This window comes from Acinetobacter puyangensis (genome assembly GCF_900096995.1).
GTDB lineage: Bacteria > Pseudomonadota > Gammaproteobacteria > Pseudomonadales > Moraxellaceae > Acinetobacter > Acinetobacter puyangensis.
In genome coordinates, this window is sequence record NZ_OANT01000004.1 from 327,222 (window position 1) to 346,779 (window position 19,558).

At 40.3% G+C, this 19,558-nt stretch carries 20 protein-coding genes; 18 read left to right on the forward strand and 2 right to left on the reverse strand.

Features of this window, described 5'->3' with window-relative positions; translation table 11 throughout:
• Positions 1 to 37 precede the first annotated feature (37 nt).
• From lpdA to CRO21_RS10080, 4 genes are all read left to right on the forward strand, one after another.
• Entirely contained in the window at positions 38 to 1,480 is a 1,443-nt protein-coding gene (gene lpdA, locus CRO21_RS10065; RefSeq protein WP_097079167.1) for a dihydrolipoyl dehydrogenase, read from the forward strand.
• 159 nt (positions 1,481 to 1,639) lie between these two features.
• Complete coding sequence (gene sucC / locus CRO21_RS10070; protein ID WP_097079168.1) at positions 1,640 to 2,806, forward strand: ADP-forming succinate--CoA ligase subunit beta; 1,167 nt, start codon at positions 1,640 to 1,642, stop codon at positions 2,804 to 2,806.
• A gap of 12 nt (positions 2,807 to 2,818) precedes the next feature.
• On the forward strand, positions 2,819 to 3,709 hold the full coding sequence (gene sucD / locus CRO21_RS10075; protein WP_097079169.1) for a succinate--CoA ligase subunit alpha: 891 nt from the start codon (positions 2,819 to 2,821) through the stop codon (positions 3,707 to 3,709).
• Between the two features lie 95 nt (positions 3,710 to 3,804).
• Complete coding sequence (locus tag CRO21_RS10080) at positions 3,805 to 4,839, forward strand: hypothetical protein (protein WP_097079170.1); 1,035 nt, start codon at positions 3,805 to 3,807, stop codon at positions 4,837 to 4,839.
• Between the two features lie 565 nt (positions 4,840 to 5,404).
• Here CRO21_RS10080 and trpS read toward each other — a convergent pair.
• The gene (trpS, locus tag CRO21_RS10085) at positions 5,405 to 6,418 is read right to left on the reverse strand and encodes a tryptophan--tRNA ligase (RefSeq protein WP_097079171.1); all 1,014 of its coding nucleotides are present in this window, start codon (positions 6,416 to 6,418) and stop codon (positions 5,405 to 5,407) included.
• A gap of 157 nt (positions 6,419 to 6,575) precedes the next feature.
• Here trpS and CRO21_RS17575 point away from each other — a divergent pair, with 157 nt between their 5' ends.
• The 11 genes from CRO21_RS17575 (at position 6,576) to CRO21_RS10135 (ending at position 16,023) form a co-directional block, all read left to right on the forward strand.
• Positions 6,576 to 6,749, forward strand: a complete 174-nt coding sequence (locus tag CRO21_RS17575; protein ID WP_171294026.1) for a hypothetical protein — start codon at positions 6,576 to 6,578, stop codon at positions 6,747 to 6,749.
• Positions 6,706 to 6,978, forward strand: coding sequence for a hypothetical protein (locus CRO21_RS10090; protein ID WP_141398128.1), 273 nt, complete (start codon positions 6,706 to 6,708; stop codon positions 6,976 to 6,978). The genes CRO21_RS17575 and CRO21_RS10090 overlap by 44 nt, the downstream gene beginning before the upstream one ends.
• Positions 6,979 to 7,070: 92 nt before the next feature.
• On the forward strand, positions 7,071 to 8,015 hold the full coding sequence (locus CRO21_RS10095) for a DUF808 domain-containing protein (protein ID WP_097079173.1): 945 nt from the start codon (positions 7,071 to 7,073) through the stop codon (positions 8,013 to 8,015).
• Positions 8,016 to 8,036: 21 nt separating this feature from the next.
• Positions 8,037 to 8,945 (forward strand): KPN_02809 family neutral zinc metallopeptidase, encoded by a 909-nt coding sequence (gene ypfJ / locus CRO21_RS10100; protein WP_097079174.1) that lies wholly within the window; start codon positions 8,037 to 8,039, stop codon positions 8,943 to 8,945.
• A 67-nt stretch (positions 8,946 to 9,012) separates the two neighbouring features.
• Entirely contained in the window at positions 9,013 to 9,747 is a 735-nt protein-coding gene (locus CRO21_RS10105) for an HAD family hydrolase (RefSeq protein WP_097079175.1), read from the forward strand.
• A gap of 304 nt (positions 9,748 to 10,051) precedes the next feature.
• Positions 10,052 to 10,705, forward strand: a complete 654-nt coding sequence (locus CRO21_RS10110; protein WP_097079176.1) for a YqiJ family protein — start codon at positions 10,052 to 10,054, stop codon at positions 10,703 to 10,705.
• A gap of 54 nt (positions 10,706 to 10,759) precedes the next feature.
• The gene (locus tag CRO21_RS10115) at positions 10,760 to 12,460 is read left to right on the forward strand and encodes a flotillin family protein (RefSeq protein WP_097079177.1); all 1,701 of its coding nucleotides are present in this window, start codon (positions 10,760 to 10,762) and stop codon (positions 12,458 to 12,460) included.
• 251 nt (positions 12,461 to 12,711) lie between these two features.
• Positions 12,712 to 12,957: a type II toxin-antitoxin system prevent-host-death family antitoxin gene (locus CRO21_RS10120; protein ID WP_213064420.1), complete on the forward strand. Its 246-nt coding sequence runs from the start codon at positions 12,712 to 12,714 to the stop codon at positions 12,955 to 12,957.
• Positions 12,954 to 13,388, forward strand: coding sequence for a type II toxin-antitoxin system VapC family toxin (locus CRO21_RS10125; RefSeq protein WP_097079179.1), 435 nt, complete (start codon positions 12,954 to 12,956; stop codon positions 13,386 to 13,388). Before CRO21_RS10120 ends, CRO21_RS10125 begins: the two co-directional genes overlap by 4 nt.
• Before the next feature lie 45 nt (positions 13,389 to 13,433).
• The gene (ligA, locus tag CRO21_RS10130) at positions 13,434 to 15,461 is read left to right on the forward strand and encodes an NAD-dependent DNA ligase LigA (RefSeq protein WP_378234978.1); all 2,028 of its coding nucleotides are present in this window, start codon (positions 13,434 to 13,436) and stop codon (positions 15,459 to 15,461) included.
• A 10-nt stretch (positions 15,462 to 15,471) separates the two neighbouring features.
• Positions 15,472 to 16,023, forward strand: a complete 552-nt coding sequence (locus tag CRO21_RS10135) for a DUF2799 domain-containing protein (RefSeq protein ID WP_097079181.1) — start codon at positions 15,472 to 15,474, stop codon at positions 16,021 to 16,023.
• A 54-nt stretch (positions 16,024 to 16,077) separates the two neighbouring features.
• On the opposite strand, the gene CRO21_RS10140 is transcribed toward CRO21_RS10135, so the two are convergent.
• Complete coding sequence (locus CRO21_RS10140; RefSeq protein WP_097079234.1) at positions 16,078 to 17,130, reverse strand: SDR family oxidoreductase; 1,053 nt, start codon at positions 17,128 to 17,130, stop codon at positions 16,078 to 16,080.
• A 373-nt stretch (positions 17,131 to 17,503) separates the two neighbouring features.
• Between CRO21_RS10140 and ftn the strand changes: the two genes are divergently transcribed.
• From ftn to CRO21_RS10155, 3 genes are all read left to right on the forward strand, one after another.
• Positions 17,504 to 17,968: a heteropolymeric bacterioferritin subunit Ftn gene (gene ftn, locus CRO21_RS10145; RefSeq protein WP_087621520.1), complete on the forward strand. Its 465-nt coding sequence runs from the start codon at positions 17,504 to 17,506 to the stop codon at positions 17,966 to 17,968.
• 146 nt (positions 17,969 to 18,114) lie between these two features.
• Positions 18,115 to 18,636, forward strand: a complete 522-nt coding sequence (locus CRO21_RS10150; RefSeq protein WP_097079182.1) for an RNA polymerase sigma factor — start codon at positions 18,115 to 18,117, stop codon at positions 18,634 to 18,636.
• A gap of 4 nt (positions 18,637 to 18,640) precedes the next feature.
• Entirely contained in the window at positions 18,641 to 19,531 is an 891-nt protein-coding gene (locus CRO21_RS10155) for a FecR family protein (protein ID WP_097079235.1), read from the forward strand.
• Positions 19,532 to 19,558: the final 27 nt, after the last annotated feature.

A 19,558-nucleotide genomic window follows, 5' to 3' on the forward strand; every position in this document is an offset into this window, starting at 1 on the left:
GAAGGGTTAGGGGAGATTTAAAAATGGAGAGAAAATAATGTCTCAACAGTTTGATCTTGTTGTAATCGGTGGCGGACCTGGTGGTTATGAAGCAGCGATTCGTGCTGCACAACTGGGTTTCAAAGTTGCCTGTATTGAAAAACGTATTCACAATGGCAAACCTTCTTTAGGCGGTACATGTCTGAATGTCGGATGTATTCCTTCAAAAGCCTTACTTGATTCTTCCCATCGTTATGAAGCAACCACGCATGATTTAGCTGAACACGGTATTAGCACGGGTGAAGTGAAGTTTGATCTGGATACTTTATTGGCGCGTAAAGATAAAGTTGTTGATCAATTAACAGGTGGTGTTGCTGGTCTGCTCAAAGGTAATGGCATCGAATGGTTACAGGGTTCAGGTAAATTACTGGCCGGTAAAAAAGTAGAATTCACACCATTTGAAGGCGATGTTCAGGTTCTTGAGCCAAAATATGTGATCCTTGCATCCGGTTCTGTGCCAGTGAATATTCCTGTTGCGCCTGTTGATGAAGATTTGATCGTGGATTCGACTGGTGCATTAAAATTCCCTGAAGTACCAAAACGTCTGGGTGTGATCGGTGCCGGTGTAATTGGTTTAGAACTTGGTTCAGTCTGGCGTCGTTTAGGCAGTGAAGTTGTTGTATTCGAAGCACTGGATGCATTCTTGCCAATGGCTGATAAGGCACTTGCCAAAGAATTCCAGAAAATTCTGACCAAACAGGGTCTGGATATTCGTATTGGGGCAAAAGTTGCTGCCACTGAGGTCAATGGTCGTGAAGTGACCATTAAATATAATCAGGCTGGTGAAGATAAAGAGCAAGTATTTGACAAAGTCATCGTCTGTGTGGGTCGTAAACCTTATGCAGAAGGTTTGCTTGCCGAAGATTCCGGGATTAAATTGACTGAGCGTGGTTTTGTTGAAGTCAATGATCAATGCCTGACTTCTGTAGATGGTGTATATGCGATTGGTGACTTGGTTCGTGGTCCAATGCTTGCACATAAAGCCATGGAAGAAGGTGTAATGGCAGTAGAACGTATTCATGGTCATGCTGCACAAGTCAACTATGATACGATTATCAGTGTCATTTATACCCATCCGGAAGCTGCATGGGTGGGTTTAAGTGAAGAAGCTGCTACTGAAAAAGGTTATACCGTTAAAGCAGGTCAATTCCCATTTGCTGTAAATGGTCGTGCTTTGGCAGCGGGTTCTGCCGAAACAGCCGGATTTGTAAAATTCGTTGCTGATGAAAAAACTGATCGTTTGCTGGGTATGCATGTGATTGGTCCAAATGCATCAGATATCGTGCATCAGGGTATGATTGCCATGGAATTTGTCTCTTCAATTGAAGATTTACAATTGATGACTTTTGGACATCCAACTTATTCAGAGGTTGTACACGAAGCCGCACTTGCTGTTGATGGTCGTGCGATTCATGCCATCCAAAGAAAGCGTAAAAAATAAGTTTTGAGATAAAACTTGTAAAGACAATCCTTTTGCAATGAAGGGATTGTCACTTTAATGTAATAACAAAGTGTAAAAGTCTAGACAAAGATCTATGGTTGGGATTAGATAGATTGGCTAGCGTGAAAAATCAGAATGCACAACGGTTAAGGAAAAACAATGAATCTACATGAATATCAAGCAAAAGCGCTGTTAAAGAAGTATGGATTTCCTGTCCAAGACGGACTCCTTGCAACAACGCCAGATGAAGCCGCAGCAGCATTTGAAGAGCTGGGCGGAAAATTTGCTGTCATCAAAGCCCAAGTTCATGCCGGTGGTCGCGGTAAAGCTGGTGGTGTAAAAGTTGTAAAATCAAAAGAAGAAGCTGCTCAGGTTGCCAAAGATTTAATTGGCACACGTCTTGTTACGTATCAAACCGATGCCAATGGTCAACCTGTAAATAGTGTATTGGTTTGTCAGGATGTTTATCCTGTTGAGCGTGAATTATATCTTGGTGCAGTAGTAGATCGCTCTAGTCGTCGTGTGACGTTTATGTCATCTACAGAAGGCGGTGTTGAGATTGAAAAAGTTGCCGAAGAAACACCAGAAAAAATTATTAAGACTACCGTAGATCCGCTGGTTGGCTTACAACCTTTTCAGGCGCGCGAAGTTGCGTTTGCACTGGGATTAAAAGATAAACAAATCGGTCAGTTTGTAAAATTGATGACAGGTGCCTATCAGGCATTTGTTGACAATGATTTTGCATTATTTGAGATTAATCCGTTATCGGTACGTGAAAATGGCGACATTCTTGCAGTAGATGCCAAAGTAGGTATCGATTCCAATGCACTCTATCGGTTGCCAACACTTGCCGCAGAACGTGATAAATCACAAGAAAATGAACGGGAATTAAAAGCATCTGAACATGAGCTAAATTATGTTGCTTTGGAAGGTAATATTGGCTGTATGGTCAATGGTGCCGGTCTTGCCATGGCGACTATGGACATCATCAAACTCTATGGTGGACAACCTGCAAACTTTCTTGATGTTGGCGGTGGTGCAACCAAAGAGCGTGTGATTGAAGCGTTTAAACTTATTTTGGCGGATACTTCTGTACAAGGTGTATTGATTAATATCTTTGGTGGTATTGTACGTTGTGACATGATTGCTGAAGCCATTATTGCAGCGGTTCAAGAGGTTCATGTTTCTGTACCCGTTGTTGTTCGTTTGGAAGGCAATAACGCAGAACTGGGCGCAAAAATTCTTGATGAATCAGGTTTAAAATTAACGTCTGCCAATGGTCTTGCCGATGCAGCAGAAAAAATTGTTGCTGCTGTGAAGGCTTAAGGAGTATCAATCATGAGCGTATTAATTAATAGAGACACACGAGTATTGGTACAGGGTTTTACTGGCAAAAATGGTACTTTCCATTCTGTACAGGCACTGGAATATGGCACCAAAGTTGTTGGTGGGGTAACACCAGGCAAGGGCGGGACGACACATCTAGATTTACCCGTATTTAATACGATGAAAGATGCTGTACGTGAAACCCATGCAGATGCTTCGGTGATTTATGTACCTGCACCTTTTGTGCTTGATTCAATTATTGAAGCAGTTGATTCCGGCGTTAGCCTGATCGTTGTGATTACCGAAGGTGTACCAACACTGGATATGCTTAAAGCCAAGCGTTATTTGGAAACCAATGGTAATGGCACACGTTTAGTCGGTCCCAATTGTCCGGGTGTCATTACACCGGGTGAATGTAAAATCGGTATTATGCCGGGACATATCCATACCCCGGGTAGAATTGGTATTATTTCACGTTCTGGTACATTGACCTACGAAGCAGTGGCACAGACCACCAAGCTTGGTCTGGGGCAGTCTACTTGTATCGGTATTGGTGGTGATCCAATTCCGGGCATGAATCAGATTGATGCACTGAAATTATTTCAAGATGACCCAGATACCGATGCAATCATTTTGATTGGTGAAATTGGTGGTTCTGCCGAAGAAGAAGCGGCTGAATATATTCAATCCAATGTGACTAAACCAGTCGTGGGTTATATCGCAGGCGTAACAGCACCGAAAGGCAAGCGCATGGGACATGCAGGGGCAATCATTTCTGGTGGAAAAGGGACAGCAGAAGAAAAATTTGCTGCTTTTGAAAAAGCGGGGATTGCTTATACACGTAGTCCTGCTGAACTAGGTTCGACCATGCTGCAAGTTCTGAAGGAAAAAGGACTAGCATAATAAAATATTTAAAAAAAACCCTCTTTATGAGGGTTTTTTATTATAAAATGTGATGAATATTATATTTATTATTAATTTTGTGATTAATTACACTTATGCGAAGACAAGAATTAGACCTAATACGAAACGAATTTAAAACGACGAAAAATTTTCAGGTATTTATACTCAAGTATTTTGCAGTACCTCATAGAGAAGTACAGTACCTTGTTGCACAGGCGCAGTGGAAACAGATACAGCAAGAAACTGAACTTATTAAATATAATCGGGCAACTCAGAATTTTATTCAAAAATACAAGCTCCATCTACATGTAGAAATTCGTATTTTAGTGCTAAATGCAATGTATGCTCAGATAAAGAATCATCAGCATCAGTGGGCGCATGTGGCATTGAACGATGCTTATAATGAAGTCATTGAATATGCTAAAAATTTAGATCAGCACGATACTACAGTTTGCCGAGTCCTTATTTATGCATACTGGTTCAAGACTATGAGTTTAAAGCATAAAGATCAATTTAAGGCACAATATTTTTTGCATAAAATCAAGGCTCTTGATCAATCTCTGCAATTGGATGACGTTACTAAACAATATATATTGCAAGCGGATATCCTGTTGATGTTCATGCTGATTGAGAAACAGCAGACACAATTTCCGGCTGAGCATTTTTATCGAATATTAAATCAATTTGATCGTCATCAGGATGTCGGTCTACATATTCAATTTAAGAACTTAATTGGTGTTTATATTTATCAAAAGATTGATCTGGCTCGACCGATCAAAAATTATGGTGAAATTAAAATTTTTTTAGACTATCTTGATGAGCACAGCGCATTAAATATGATGCTATTGCAATTGGATGAACCAAAAGTTGAACAGCTTGTATTAATCAGAATTGCGTTCTTATATTGGTTATCGGGTAAATCCGACGAAAGTGAAGCATTTATATTGGCTTATTTTCATCATTTACCCTCCGCAATTGATTTAATTGCATTGGTGAAACAACGCTATTATTTTTCTTCACAAGATGCTCAGTATAATTTTATTGAGCTTATTCAACTAACTTTTGAAAAATATAAAAATTTAAATAAATATAGGCAATTGTTTAAAAGTTATAAAGATCGTGACGAGTAGTATCCAGAGTAAAGTGATATGGAAAATGGATATAAATGAATGAAGTGGGCAGGTAAATTAGGGTCTGTTGACATTTGATAAATAGATTGCGTTGTAGGCTAAAATTTCTTCAGACTAGGCACAAAGCGAAGGCAATGGCTATTCCCTTGTCGAGCTTTGTAACGACGTATGGGGGAATTTTAACCACAACCCTTTGGGACAGGGTTGTTTTTTGACACTACTGCGTTATGAATAGTTCATTTAGAATAACTAAATTTCACTATTCATGCCTTGTATTACCTAAAAAACAACCACTGTCGCAATCATAGACGAAATGTCAACAGACCCTATATTTATAAGAAAATAAGTTGTGAATTGTGTAGATAAAAAAAACGCAATGATTGGGGTGATCATTGCGCCATAATAACTTGCTTGGGGTATAAAATTAAGTCTTTGCTTAACTTGTTAAAAGTATTATGTAGCAACATCTAAAAAATTACTTTGGTAAACGCGTAAACGAATGTTAAAACAGGTAATTATTGTGATTAAACTACCTGTTTTGTTACTTAATTAACGCAGTGCAACATTAAAAACGAAAAAGCCCTAAACCTGCTTTAACTTCATCGAGAGTTTGCTGGGTAATCTGGCGGCATTTATCGGTACCATCATGTAATACATCCATCACATAGGTTGGATCTTTGGCCAGTTCGTTACGGCGTTCACGAATGGGTTCGATCAATTCTTTTAGTACTGCTTCTAGACGTTTTTTCACTGTACCATCACCCAAACCACCACGCCGATAGTGGGCTTTTAATTCTGCAACTTCTTCTTTATTGGGATCAAATGCATCTAGATAGGTAAACACCACATTGCCTTCAACTTGGCCTGGATCTTCAATACGTAAATGATTGGGATCGGTATACATGGCATTGACTGCTTTTTTGATGTCTTTATCGGTGGCATTCAATACAATAGTATTACCTAGAGATTTGGACATTTTGGCCTTACCATCGAAGCCGGGCAAGCGTCCAACTGTTGATAACAGTGCCTGACATTCTGGTAAGACATTCTGGCCAATCTGACGATTGACACGGCGCACCACTTCATTGGTCTGCTCAATCATCGGAATTTGGTCTTCGCCGACAGGAACGATTGTGGCTTTAAAGGCGGTAATGTCTGCGGCTTGTGAAACTGGATAGCAAAGAAACCCGGCAGGAATATCCCGTTCAAAACCACGCATTTGAATTTCAGACTTAATGGTCGGGTTACGTTCTAGACGGGCAACCGTGACAAAATTCATATAGTAGCTGGTGAGCTCAAACAAGGCGGGTAAGCAGGACTGAATACAGATGGTGGTTTTATTGGGGTCAATTCCAACTGCGAGATAATCCAGTGCAACTTCGATAATATTACGCTGTACTTTTTCAGGATTATCGGCATTGTCGGTCAATGCCTGTGTATCTGCCAGTAATAAATATTGTTGATGGGAATCCTGTAATCCGACACGCGTACGTAATGAACCTGCAAAGTGTCCCAGGTGTAATTGTCCTGTTGGACGATCTCCCGTTAAAATGATTGGACGTTCTACAGCTTGATTCATGACGACTCCCATTTTCGATATATAATAAATATGTTGGCATTGTAATTAGAGTTGCTCTGAAAGCCTAGTTATTCTTTTGCAACAAAAGTAAAAATAGCAAAAATTATGAATTGGGCTACACTTTCTAGGAGTCAATGGTAAAGATGAGGATAGAATAATGAAAAGAATCATGCTAACTGCCATATTACTGTCGTTATATGGCATCACCTTGAGTGCACCTGTAACCTATAAATCGGTATATAAAGAACCTAAAAAAACAGCTACCCAGCCAAATTATGTTGCACCTGATGACCGATATCCCAATCGCACCCATCTATTCTTATCCGCCTAGACAGCCTTTGCCTTCACAGCGGCCTCAAGTTGCTGTGGTTACACCGAATGTTCAGGTTTATATTGCAGCTCAACCGCAGTATCATTATCAAAGTAGTGAAGAAGTCTATTTACCTTATGGTGGAACCTATAAAAAAACCACAGAATATTTGCCACAATATCCGATCCATACTGCACCGCCACCACGAGATGCGATAATTATTCATCAGGGATATTATGATGCCCAATAAAATACCAAAAAAGTGCATTTATTGACAAAAAAGCTATCTGCTGACTAAATTTTAAAATTACAATGATGCCAAACACAATCAGGATAAAAGTTATGGCAAGTAGTTTGTTACTACTGTTGGATGATATTGCAACAGTGCTAGATGATGTTGCCGTGATGAGCAAAATGGCTGCCAAAAAAACTGCTGGGGTATTGGGTGATGATCTGGCACTCAATGCACAACAGGTGAGTGGGGTGCGCTCGGAACGGGAGTTGCCGATTGTCTGGAAAGTTGCAAAAGGTTCTTTTGTCAATAAATTGATATTGGTGCCCTTGGCATTGTTTATTAGCTGGATTGCGCCAGCTTTAATTAATCCATTGCTGGTGATTGGTGGTCTATTTTTATGTTATGAAGGCGTAGAAAAAATCATTCATACCATTCAGCATAAAAAGAATCCTCAGGCAAAACAGGATGTCCAAGTGGCACAGCAACAATTGCTAAAGGACGAAACATCATTAAGGCAATTTGAAAATGATAAGATTAAAGGTGCAATACGTACCGATTTTATTTTATCGGCTGAAATTGTTGTGATTACTTTGGGGACTATTTCGATAGCAGCACCTTTCCTGACTAAACTCAGTGTATTATCTCTCATTGCAATTGTTATGACGATCGGGGTTTATGGGCTGGTGGCATTGATTGTTAAAATTGATGATATTGGTCTGTACCTGAATGAAACCAAACAGGGTATTCAGGCGGCATTTGGTCGGGGCCTATTAAGTTTTGCCCCAATTTTAATGAAAACCTTGTCAATTGTCGGCACGATTGCTATGTTTCTAGTGGGTGGTGGTATTATTAGCCACGCTGTACCATTTTTACATCATATGACAGAAGATGCTGTGGATTACTCCGAGCATTTGCCTGCGGTGGGGAGTATTGTCGGGGCATTAACGCCTACGCTGATTAATTTTGCCATTGGCGCAGTCGCGGGTTTAATTGTTGTGGTCATCGTTAGCTTGTTGAAGAAAGTTTTTTCTAAAAAACAACAATCACATTAACTTTGTAGATAAGGTGTCGTTATGCGCTGGAAAGGTCGTCGGGAAAGTAACAATATTGAGGATCGTCGTGGTGGTGGCGGTGCCAAAGTGGGTGGTGGCATTAGTATCATTGGATTGGTGGTGGCTTTTGTCGCCTGGAAATTCTTCGGTGTGGATCCGCAACAGGCTTATCAGGCCACGCAGCAAGTGACACAACAGGCCAGCAGTCAATCACAAACAGCACCGACAAATGAAACAGCGGATCAGCAGGAAGCCAGACAATTTGTGGCGACTATTTTGGCCGATACCGAAGATACTTGGACTGATATCTTTAAGCAACATGGTGAAACCTATGTAAATCCCGGTTTGGTTTTATACAACAATGCAACCCCAACAGGCTGTGGTACTGGGCAATCTGCCATGGGGCCATTTTATTGTCCCGCAGATCAAAAAGTATATATCGATACTTCATTTTTTCAAGAAATGCGTAGCCAAATGGGGATTACCGGTGACAAAAATAATTCGGAGCTTTCCCGTAATGATCAGGCCGGAGATTTTGCTCTGGCTTATGTGATTGCACATGAAGTGGGTCATCATGTACAAACTTTATTGGGCATTTCGCAACAGGTCAATCAGGCACGTGCCAGTGCCAGTCAGGCACAGGGCAATCAACTTTCTGTGCGTCAGGAATTACAGGCCGATTGTTTTGCCGGACTCTGGGCGAATCATACCCAGCAACGTACCCAATTTTTAGAGCAGGGGGATATTGCTGAAGCTATGGATGCCGCAGAGAAAATTGGTGATGATTATTTGCAACGCAAAGCACGAGGTGCAATTGTACCAGACAGCTTTACCCACGGGACCAGTGCACAGCGCCAGCGCTGGTTTGAGCGTGGCTATCAGTCAGGTGATATCAATCAGTGTGATAGCTTTAGCGCTCAACAGCTTTAATCAACTTTTTACGATGAATAACAGATTGTAAAAGATCCTCTTTGTCCGGATAGACTGAGCCAGAACAATGCTTAAACACCAGTTACGCGCCATATTATTTGATCTGGATAATACCTTGACCCATCGGGGGAAAAGTATCCGGCGCTTTAGTGAATATTTTTCTCAGGTTTATCAAACAGACTTGGTACAGATTGATATTGATGTGATCGAAAAAATTATTCATCGTATAGATCAAGGCGGTTATCCCAAGGTTGAGTTATTAACCCATAAAACCATTGGTCATTCGGTTGCGTATGCTTTAGTTCAGGAATTGCATTGGCAGCGAAAACCGGATTTAGATGAGTTGGCTGAATTGTGGTTTACTCAATTTGGCTTGTGTGCGGTATTAATGGCTGGGGCAGAGCAAGTCTTACAACAATTAAAATCACAGGGTTTTAAACTGGCAATTGTCTCCAATGGCGGTCATGCCACACGGCTTAAAATTATCGAAGGTTTAGGCATACAACATTATTTTGATATGATTGTTAGTTCGGAATCTGTTGGCATTAAAAAACCAGCGCCTGGAATTTTTCAATATGTTGCAAATAATTTACAGGTTTTACCGCAACAATGCTTATTTATCGGTGATCATCCGGTGAATGATATTTTTGGTGCTCGTCGGGCAGGCATGCACGCCTTGATGCTGCAAGGATTTCATGATCAGGTTGATGACCAAGTGGTTTTGATTGAATCCCTCGATGAAATTTTACAGCATATCGAATTTAACGCTGCCTGTTGGTATGACCAAGGTGATCGTGGGTAATATGAAAAAAATCCATTCATTTTTTAACGATCAAAATAATTGAAATGATCATTTTCCTATTATAAAAGACGCCGTATTCTTCCTCCAAAGCCACCGTTTGTTACGGTTTGCCTGACTAAACTGCCATTGGCTTTATATTGCCAAACAATGTTTAAATCCCAATCAAGCCTAGTTATTGAGAATGATTTGTGTTATAAAATAACTTAAAATAAATCATTGATGTTGTTTTTAGAATTCTGATTTTACTACATTTATTTATAACGATTTGATGAATTATCCAGTTCATTTATAAAGAGGGCCTCTGATGTGGGAATTAATTACACAACCTGCAAATCTCTGGTTTTCCGTTGCCTTAACCATCATGCTGATGTTGGGTATTCTTGAAATTATCAATTTATTTGTGGGCGGTATTAGCGACTGGCTGGATCAACTTTTACCTGAAAGTCTGGCTGATCATGCCACACCCGACGTTCATCTTGATGCGACCTCCACAGGTGCTTTTGTACAGTTTTTAACTTGGCTCTATATTGGCCGTGTACCTGTATTGATGTGGCTGGTAGTATTTTTAGCCTCATATGGTGTTGCTGGGCTTATTTTACAGCATATTTGGCTGGTGATTTTTAACCAATATTTAGCAGCATGGCTGGCTGGTATCGTGGTATTTTTTCTGGTGTTGCCGATCGTACGTTATGTCTCGATGGGACTTTATCGCATCTTACCGAAAGATTTCACCACTGCCATTTATAGTGATGAATTGATCGGTTCTGTGGCACAAATCGTGATTGGTGAAGCACGTCAGGGTTATCCTGCACAGGCCAAACTAAAAGACCAGTTTGGACAAACACACTATATTATGGTCGAACCGGATCAGGATCAGGTGCTCAAACAGGGCCATGACATTTTATTGGTATCGAAACACAACACAATTTTTAAAGCAATCTTAAAGGATCAGATTTAATCCGGTATAGGGATTGCAAAATTTTAACAACAATTTGAATTGGGACTGTAGCAAATGATTGAAATATTGATTTTGGCCGGTGCGATATTACTCGGACTGATTATTCTTGGGGTGATTTTGGCACGACTATATCGCCGTTCGAGTAAGGAAGTGTCTTTTGTTCGTACTGGCTTTGGTGGTGAAAAGGTTATTTTAAATGGGGGGGCATTGGTTCTGCCGATTTTGCATGAAATTATCCCTGTGAATATGAATACTTTGCGTCTCGAAGTACGTCGTGCTGCTGATCAGGCATTGATTACCCGTGACCGTATGCGAGTTGATGTGATGGCAGAGTTTTACGTGAGGGTTAAACCGACCGCAGAATCTATCGCTACAGCAGCACAGACACTGGGACAAAAAACCATGTCGCCACAGGAGTTAAAGGATCTGGTCGAAGGGAAATTTGTTGATTCCTTACGTGCTGTTGCTGCGGAAATGGCAATGGAAGAATTACACGAAAAACGGGTGGATTTTGTACAAAAAGTTCAACAAGTGGTGTCTGAGGATTTATCCAAAAATGGTCTGGAACTGGAAACAGTATCTCTCACCGGTTTGGATCAAACCAGCTTTAAGTTCTTTAATCCACAAAATGCGTTTGATGCCGAAGGTTTAACCAAACTGACAGAAACCATCGAAGATCGTCGTAAAAAACGTAATGACATTGAACAAGACGCTGATCTTGCCATTCGTGCTAAAAACCTTGAAGCAGAACAAGCACGTTTGCAAATTTCTCGTGAAGAAGAATATGCAAAAATGCAGCAAGAACGTGAAGTGGCGATTCGTAAAGCCGAACAAATGGCAGAAATTGCCTCACAGGAATCAGCCAAAAAACGTGAGGCAGAAGAAGCCCGCATTGCTGCTGAACGTGAAGTGGAATTAAGACGTATTGCCGCAGCCCGTGATGTGGAAAATGAAAATATTCAAAAATCACAGGCTATTGAGCGTGCGACGGTAGAGCAGAAAAAAACCATTGAATTGGCTGAACAGGATCGTGCCATTGCCATTGCGGAAAAATCCCGTGCCGAATCGGAAGCAAAAGCCCAAGCCGATAAAGCCCGTGCCGAAGCAGTAAAAGCCGAAGAAGAAGTCATTACTGTACGGGAAACACAACGTGCCGAACGACAAAAAGCAGTCGAACTGGTAGCAGCGAAACAGGCAGCAGAAAAAGATGCGATTGCGATTACGGTTGCTGCCGATGCAGGGAAAAAGGCCGCCGCTGATGAAGCTGAAGCAGTGCGTATTGCTGCCGAAGCTGAGGCTGAAAAAGTACGCTTAAACGCCAAAGGTGAAGCCGATGCCAAAGTCTTGCTGGCACAGGCATTGGAGAAACAATATCAGGTGGATGCTGAAGGGACACGAGCAGTCAATGAAGCGGCGAATGTCTTGTCTGCCGAACAGGTGGAAATGCAGGTACGTCTGGCATTACTTAAGCATTTACCCGATATTATTCGTGAAAGTGTTAAACCGATGGAAAATATTGATGACATCAAAATTTTACAGGTCAATGGCTTAAATGGTTTTGCCGGAACGACAGCATCAGTTGAAAATAGTGACAATGGCAATAGTAATGCATCATTATCCGATCAGGTGGTGAATAGTGCTTTGCGTTATCGTTCTCAAGCCCCATTAATTGATAGTCTAATGAATGAACTGGGCTTACAGGGTGGCGATATTAATGGTCTGACTCAAGGGTTAAAGCCAAAAGCTGATAAATAATCCAATATGAGAAAAGAGCTTCATTTATGGAGCTTTTTTTGTGAAAATATAATCATATCCAGACCTGAATCGAAGCAAAAGCCAAAAAACAACAGCTCAATTGTATGGTGTATTCGGTGGTGTGTGCAGGGCAAAGAGTTAAAGATAATTCTAGTGATGACATCGTGGTGTAGTGATCTATAATATCACTTGACAGTAATAAAATAACTTTAAATAATAAGCTAGTCTATCTAGCTGAATAAGGTGAAATGATGACAACTTGGGCATTACAGGATGCAAAAAATCGTTTTAGTGAAGTTGTTCGTAAAGCATTATCAGAGGGAGAACAGGAGATTTGCGTAAGAGGACAGCCTGCCGTGACGATTATTGCCACAGAAGAACTGAAACAATTACGTCAGCAACACACCAATTTAGCTGATTTTTTATTAAACTCACCTTTACAGGGATTAGATATTCCAGAACGAGAGCAGGATATGGGTCGAGAGATTGACCTATGAAGTATTTATTAGATACCTGTGTAATTTCTGAATTTACCAAACCACAACCACATTCCAGCGTGATTCAATGGTTACAAGCGACACCAATACAATTTCTCTATCTGAGTAGTCTAACAATTGGAGAAATCCAAAAAGGAATTAGTCAGCTTGACGTTTCTATACGCCAACAACGATTACAATCATGGTTAGATGAAGATATTCCTTTACAATTTAAACAGCGCATTTTAGATGTTGATGAACAGACCTGTCGATTATGGGGACAGCTTTGCGGACAATATGGTAAGCAAGGCAGGAATTTACCTGTGATTGATAGTTTATTGGCAGCGACTGCAATATCCAGACAAATGGTATTGGTTACTCGAAATGAAAAAGATTTTTCTATTATTGCAGGATTACAATTACTTAATCCTTGGTTGTCTATATCAAATTAAGACCTATGTATTGCCATCAATCAAGAACACAGGACAATCAAAGTTGTGAATACTGATCTAGAGATATTAAATAAAATGCGTCAACTCATTCAAATCTTGGCTAAACATAACCATGCTTACTATGTCATGGACAATCCGAGCATTAGTGACGCCGAATATGATCAACTGTTTCATCAGCTTAAACATTTAGAAGAACAATATCCCGATTTGATCCAAAGTGATTCACCGACACAAAAAGTGGGTGGCGAAGCTTTAGCAAAATTTACTACAGTGATCCATAGTGTACCGATGTTATCGCTGGGCAATGTATTTAATTTTCAGGAATTGGAAGCCTTTGACAAGCGGGTACAGGAGCGTTTACCCAATCAACCAGTACAATACGATGTTGAGTTAAAGCTGGATGGTTTGGCGATTTCCTTAGTGTATGAACATGGGGTTTTGGTGCGTGGTGTGACCCGTGGTGATGGTGAAACAGGGGAAGATATTACCCAGAATGTCAAAACCATTCGCAACCTGCCTTTACATTTATTTGGTGCAGGTGTGGCAGTACCGGAATTATTGGAAGTACGTGGCGAAGTATTAATGCCCAAATCAGGTTTTGAAAAACTCAACCGTCTGGCCGAGGAAAAAGGTGAAAAAACTTTTGCCAATCCAAGAAATGCCGCAGCGGGTAGTTTACGTCAGCTTGATCCAAAAATTGCAGCCAGTCGACCACTGGCATTCTATGCCTACGGTATTGCGCAATGTGTACCACATCATGGTTTAAACTCGATGTCGGAAAGTTTGCACTGGTTGACTCGTCTTGGTTTTGAAATTGCCGAACGACAATGGCTGGTGGATAGCATTCAAGGGGTTGAGCAATGTTATCAGGACATCATGCAGGAACGTGCCAGTTTATCGGTTGAAATTGATGGTATGGTGATTAAGGTTGACAGTCTACAACAACAAAAACAACTGGGTTTTTTAAGTCGCGAACCACGCTGGGCAACTGCCTATAAATTCCCTGCACAGGCTGCCTTAACCACCGTTGAAAATATTGAATGGCAAGTCGGGCGTACAGGCACGGTTACACCTGTGGCACGCTTAAAACCTGTATTTGTCGGTGGCGTTACAGTATCTAATGTGACTTTACATAATATCGGTGAAATCTATCGTCTGGATGTGCGTATTGGTGATACTGTCAGTGTTTATCGCACTGGTGATGTCATTCCAAAAGTTGAAAAAGTCTGGTTGGAGTTTCGTCCCGAGCACAGTGAAGTGGTGCAATTACCTGCAACCTGCCCTGTTTGTGATTCGCCAGTGGTAATGCCGGAAGGTGAAGCATTAGCACGTTGTTCAGGTGGATTATATTGCTCGGCACAGCGTATTGAGGCAATTCGTCATTTTGTCGCACGTAAAGCAATGGATATCGAGGGTTTGGGAGATCGCTGGGCAGAGTCTTTACTGCATTTAAATTTATTGGGAAATGTGTCAGATATTTACCATTTGCATGAGCATCGGGAACAACTGCTTGGCATTGAAAAAATGGGTGAAAAATCGGTGCAGAATTTGCTGAGTGCCATTGAACAGAGTAAGGAAACTCAGTTACACCGTTTTATCTATGCTTTAGGGATTCGTGGGGTAGGTGAAACTACAGCAAAAATGCTGGCCAATACTTTTCAAACACTAGACGCCTTGATGGCTGCCGATCTGGAACAATTGAAGAAAACGCCTGATGTCGGAGATATTACTGCCGAATGGATTTATGACTTTTTCCACGCCGAACATAATTTGGAAGTGATTCAACGTTTATTGAATGCTGGGATTCACTGGGAAGCACCACAGGCACCCACTCGTCAGCCGTTAAATGGTGAAAGCTGGGTGGTGACCGGTACACTGGCAAGTATGGGACGTGATGAAGCAACGCAACGTTTACAGGCTTTAGGAGCTCGGGTCAGTGGCAGTGTATCGTCCAAAACCAAATGTGTGGTGGCAGGAGAAAAAGCAGGTAGTAAACTCGACAAAGCAGAAAAACTAGGTATAACGGTAATGAATGAAGATCAGTTTTTAGAATTTATCGCACAATATCAATAGGGGAACATATATGAAAAAAATCATGTGTATTTTGATTAGTCCATTACTTTTATCCGCATGTCAGACCATGACGGTCAGTGAGTGTCAAACAGCCAATTGGTCAGCCTTGGGTTCGCAGGATGCTTTAAAAGGCTATGCCAGCCGTGCTGAATCACGTCAAGACAGTTGTAGCAAACAAGGGGTGAATATTCCGACTACGCTAATACAGCAATATCAACAAGCATATGCGCAAAGTATTCAGCAATATTGTCAGCCGGAAAATATTTTTAACTTATCTTTAACGGGGAGTGGCAGCATTAGCGCCTGTCCAGAGCCGAATCATACCAAGCTAAAACCGTATCATCAGGTCGCATCCAATTATTATCAAACTCAGCAAAGTATCAAATATACTAAACAGGATATTGATCGTCTGGATGATCAATTGATTAAAGAAGAGGATAAGGCCAAAAAAGAAAAACTGATGCAGGATCGTATTTCCAAATCTCGTGAGTTGGAAAGATACTATGATGAATTAAAACAGGCACAAGTGCAGTTGGATGCACTTAAAAATAGCCTGCATTAAAATCAAAAAATGTTGTCTATCGTGATGAAAACGATAGACAACTGAAATCGTGGGTTAACGTTTTTTCACAATACCATCATCAATCAATTGCTGAAAATGCTCAATCAGACTTTGATGAATATCACGGTATTGAATGCCAAGTTCATCAATACTACGTTTATTATTAAAATAAATAGGGTAACCCATATTCAGTTTGACAAATTGACGGGTTAAACCAAATAAAGGCGCAATCAGCGTAAATACTGCTTTAGGTACTTCAAATCGAGGGAACGGATAACGACCACCAAAATGGGCTTTTAACACTTTCCCTATTTCTAATAAACTCAATGTCCCACCGCTGATGATATAACGGCCGCTAGCATCTGGCGTAAATGCAGCTGCAATATGTGCATCAGCCACATCACGCACATCAACAATACCATTCCACATTGGCGGTACACCTGCCAGCGTTGTCCCATCACCAAACTGTTGTAAGACTTCCACACTACCAGACTGAGTATTGGCGGTTAAAGAGGGTCCCATCACCAGTGCGGGGTTAATGCACACCAAATCCCAGCGACTCTGTTCGGATTGCATTTTCCACGCTTCACGTTCAGCTGCAACCTTGGAGTATGGGTAGGGTTGATGATCGGTACTACTGGTCGTATTCCAGTCATTCTCATCAAAACAACGATCTGGTTTTTTAAGAATCTCAATTGCATCACCATAGGTTGCAGCAATGCTAGAAGTCAAAACCACACGTTTGACGCTTTCGGTACGGTTTACAGATTCCAGAACATTTTTAGTGCCTTGAATTGCAGGTTCAATAATATCTTTTACAGCGTCTTTATAATTGCTCACCACAAAAGGCGATGCAGTGTGAATAACAATTTCACAGTCTTGCATTGCAGCATCAAAATCTTTTGGCTGGAGTAAATTTGCTTTAAAGAAATGAATAGCACCGGAAGAGCTTGCAGCAATATCAATTAAATGTTCAATACTTTTTTTATTTGCAGGATTACGCACCGTGGCATGTATGGTAAAACCTTGACGTAGCAAGTTCGCAATGATCCATCCTGCTACATAACCTGTTGCTCCGGTGACCAGAATAGGCTTGGATTTATCCACAATTGTCATATTCGAATTTCCTTTTTTATCGAGAAGACAGCAAGAAATAATACACACTAAAATATTTATCGTCGTTTCTATTGTGCGTATGAAACGGACATCTGACAAGGAATATTGAAAGACTGATGCGAATATTTGTAAATCTTGATAAAGCCATTAGATGAATTAAAACAATATTGCAAAATAAATAATATTATTGAATACAAATTCAACAGCTTAAAGAAAAGATAGTATTTAAATACAACCTGGAGATAAAGTGTAAATGCGTTTGTTTCTCATTTTTAATTATTATAAATCAAACATTTAAATACATTTTTGGCTTTTAAATTATCCTCCAATAGTGCATAATGCTTGAAAATTGAGGAGCAATATTATGAAAGGCAATCCAGCAGTCATAGACTATCTTAATATGTTGATCGGTGGCGAACTGGCTGCCCGTGATCAATATTTGATCCATTCCCGTATGTATGAAGATTGGGGTTTACCAAAAATCTACGAACGCATTGATCATGAAATGCAGGAAGAGGCAGCACATGCGGATGCGATTATTCGTCGTGTATTATTCCTTGAAGGAACACCGAATATGAATCGTGAAGATATTAATGTCGGTACCGATGTGGTGTCCTGTTTAAAAGCAGACCTTGCCCTTGAATATCACGTGCGTGAAAAATTGGCAAAAGGCATTAAATTGTGCGAAGAAAATGGCGATTTTATTAGCCGTGATATGCTGCGTCAGCAATTGTCTGATACCGAAGAAGATCATACTTACTGGCTGGAAAAACAGCTAGGTTTGATTGAGAAAGTTGGTTTACAAAACTATATCCAGTCACAGATGTAATCGTAATGAGATGAAAAGGTCGGCAATTGCCGACCTTTTTTATTCGAATAATTTGAAATAAACATTTAATATACTTTAAGCTTGAGAAAAATTTACTTACAAGTGATAATAATTATTATTTATATATACTTCTGGTGATTTGTACCATGTCACATTCCCCAGCAACAGAACTTGTCCAATATTATGATGAATTAGTGAATTATATCAGTAGAGTATTTGGTAATAGGCAAATTGCCAATGAGATTGTGCAGGAAACTTATTTACGAGTTTTACAAAAACCTGAAAAATTTAGCCAATTAGAAAATCCAATTGCATTTTTGAAAATAGCAAGCTGTAATATTGGACGAGATTATCTTCGAAAAAATCAATTAGAAATTTCTTATGTCGAGCAAGAAATAATAGCACATGAAGTTTTTTCTGAATTTAACAGCTTGTTTACCCAGCAGGAACTGGTCGTTGCAAAAAAACAATATAGCCAGATAATTTTACAAAAAATTCAACGCTTGCCGCCCACATGTCAGGATGTTTTTTTACTGATCCAGTTTTATGGCATGTCACAAGTCGAGGTGGCAGAGCAACTGGGCATTTCCAGAATGATGGTGATTAAGCATTTAACCCGGGCATTACAAAGTTTTCTGCCTGTTTTTATTGAGATTAAAGATGAATAATCCCATGGATCACAAACATTCCAAAAAAAATACAGTGCCATCACAACATAGTCTACAGGACATTCAACGCATGATTTCCTGTTTTGAAGACGAAATTCTGCCTAATATTCCATCAAAAGAGGAGATATTGCAGCGGGCCAAGCAACGCCGCTTGCAACGACAAAAAGTAGGTTCATCTTTATTGTCGCTTGTCGGGGTAGCAATTGGACTGTATTGGTATAATCCCAGCTATCAACAGCAAAGCTATGTGAGCCAATTAGGTGAACAAAAGCAGGTGATGTTAAGCGATGGCAGCCAGATTGAACTAAATACTAATACTAAAATTACTGTACAACAACACCTACGCAGTCGGGAAATCGTTTTGCTACAAGGTGAAGCCATGTTTACTGTGGCCCATGGACAGAATCCTGTTTCTCGTTTATTTGAGCGTGATTTTACTGTGACGGCTGGAGATGTATGGATACGAGACATTGGCACGATTTTTAATGTTGATAAACATCGTGATGATGAGGTAATGGTCACTGTACTTGAAGGTGAGGTGGAAGTTCGTCGTTTAAATGGCAAGTCTTTGTCAATGCATTTAACTGAGCAACAGTCGATTCATTATCAGAATGAGCAGTTCGGTCCAGTTAAGACGATTGATGGCTATGCCATCACGGCTTGGCAAACAGGAAAAATTGTATTTGAACAGAAACCTTTGCAGGAAGCTATTCATAATTTTCAGCGTTATTCTGATTTTACCGTTGAGATTGAGTATGATCAGCTCAAACAGATACCGATTAATGGTCAGTTTCAGGCAAAAAATTATCAACAATTTATGCAGGCTTTGCCGCATGTTGCGCCTGTAAAAATACAAAAGATTAATGAACATCATTGGAAAGTTGAACGGAAATAAAAATATTTTTCCAACTCAGGTTTACAC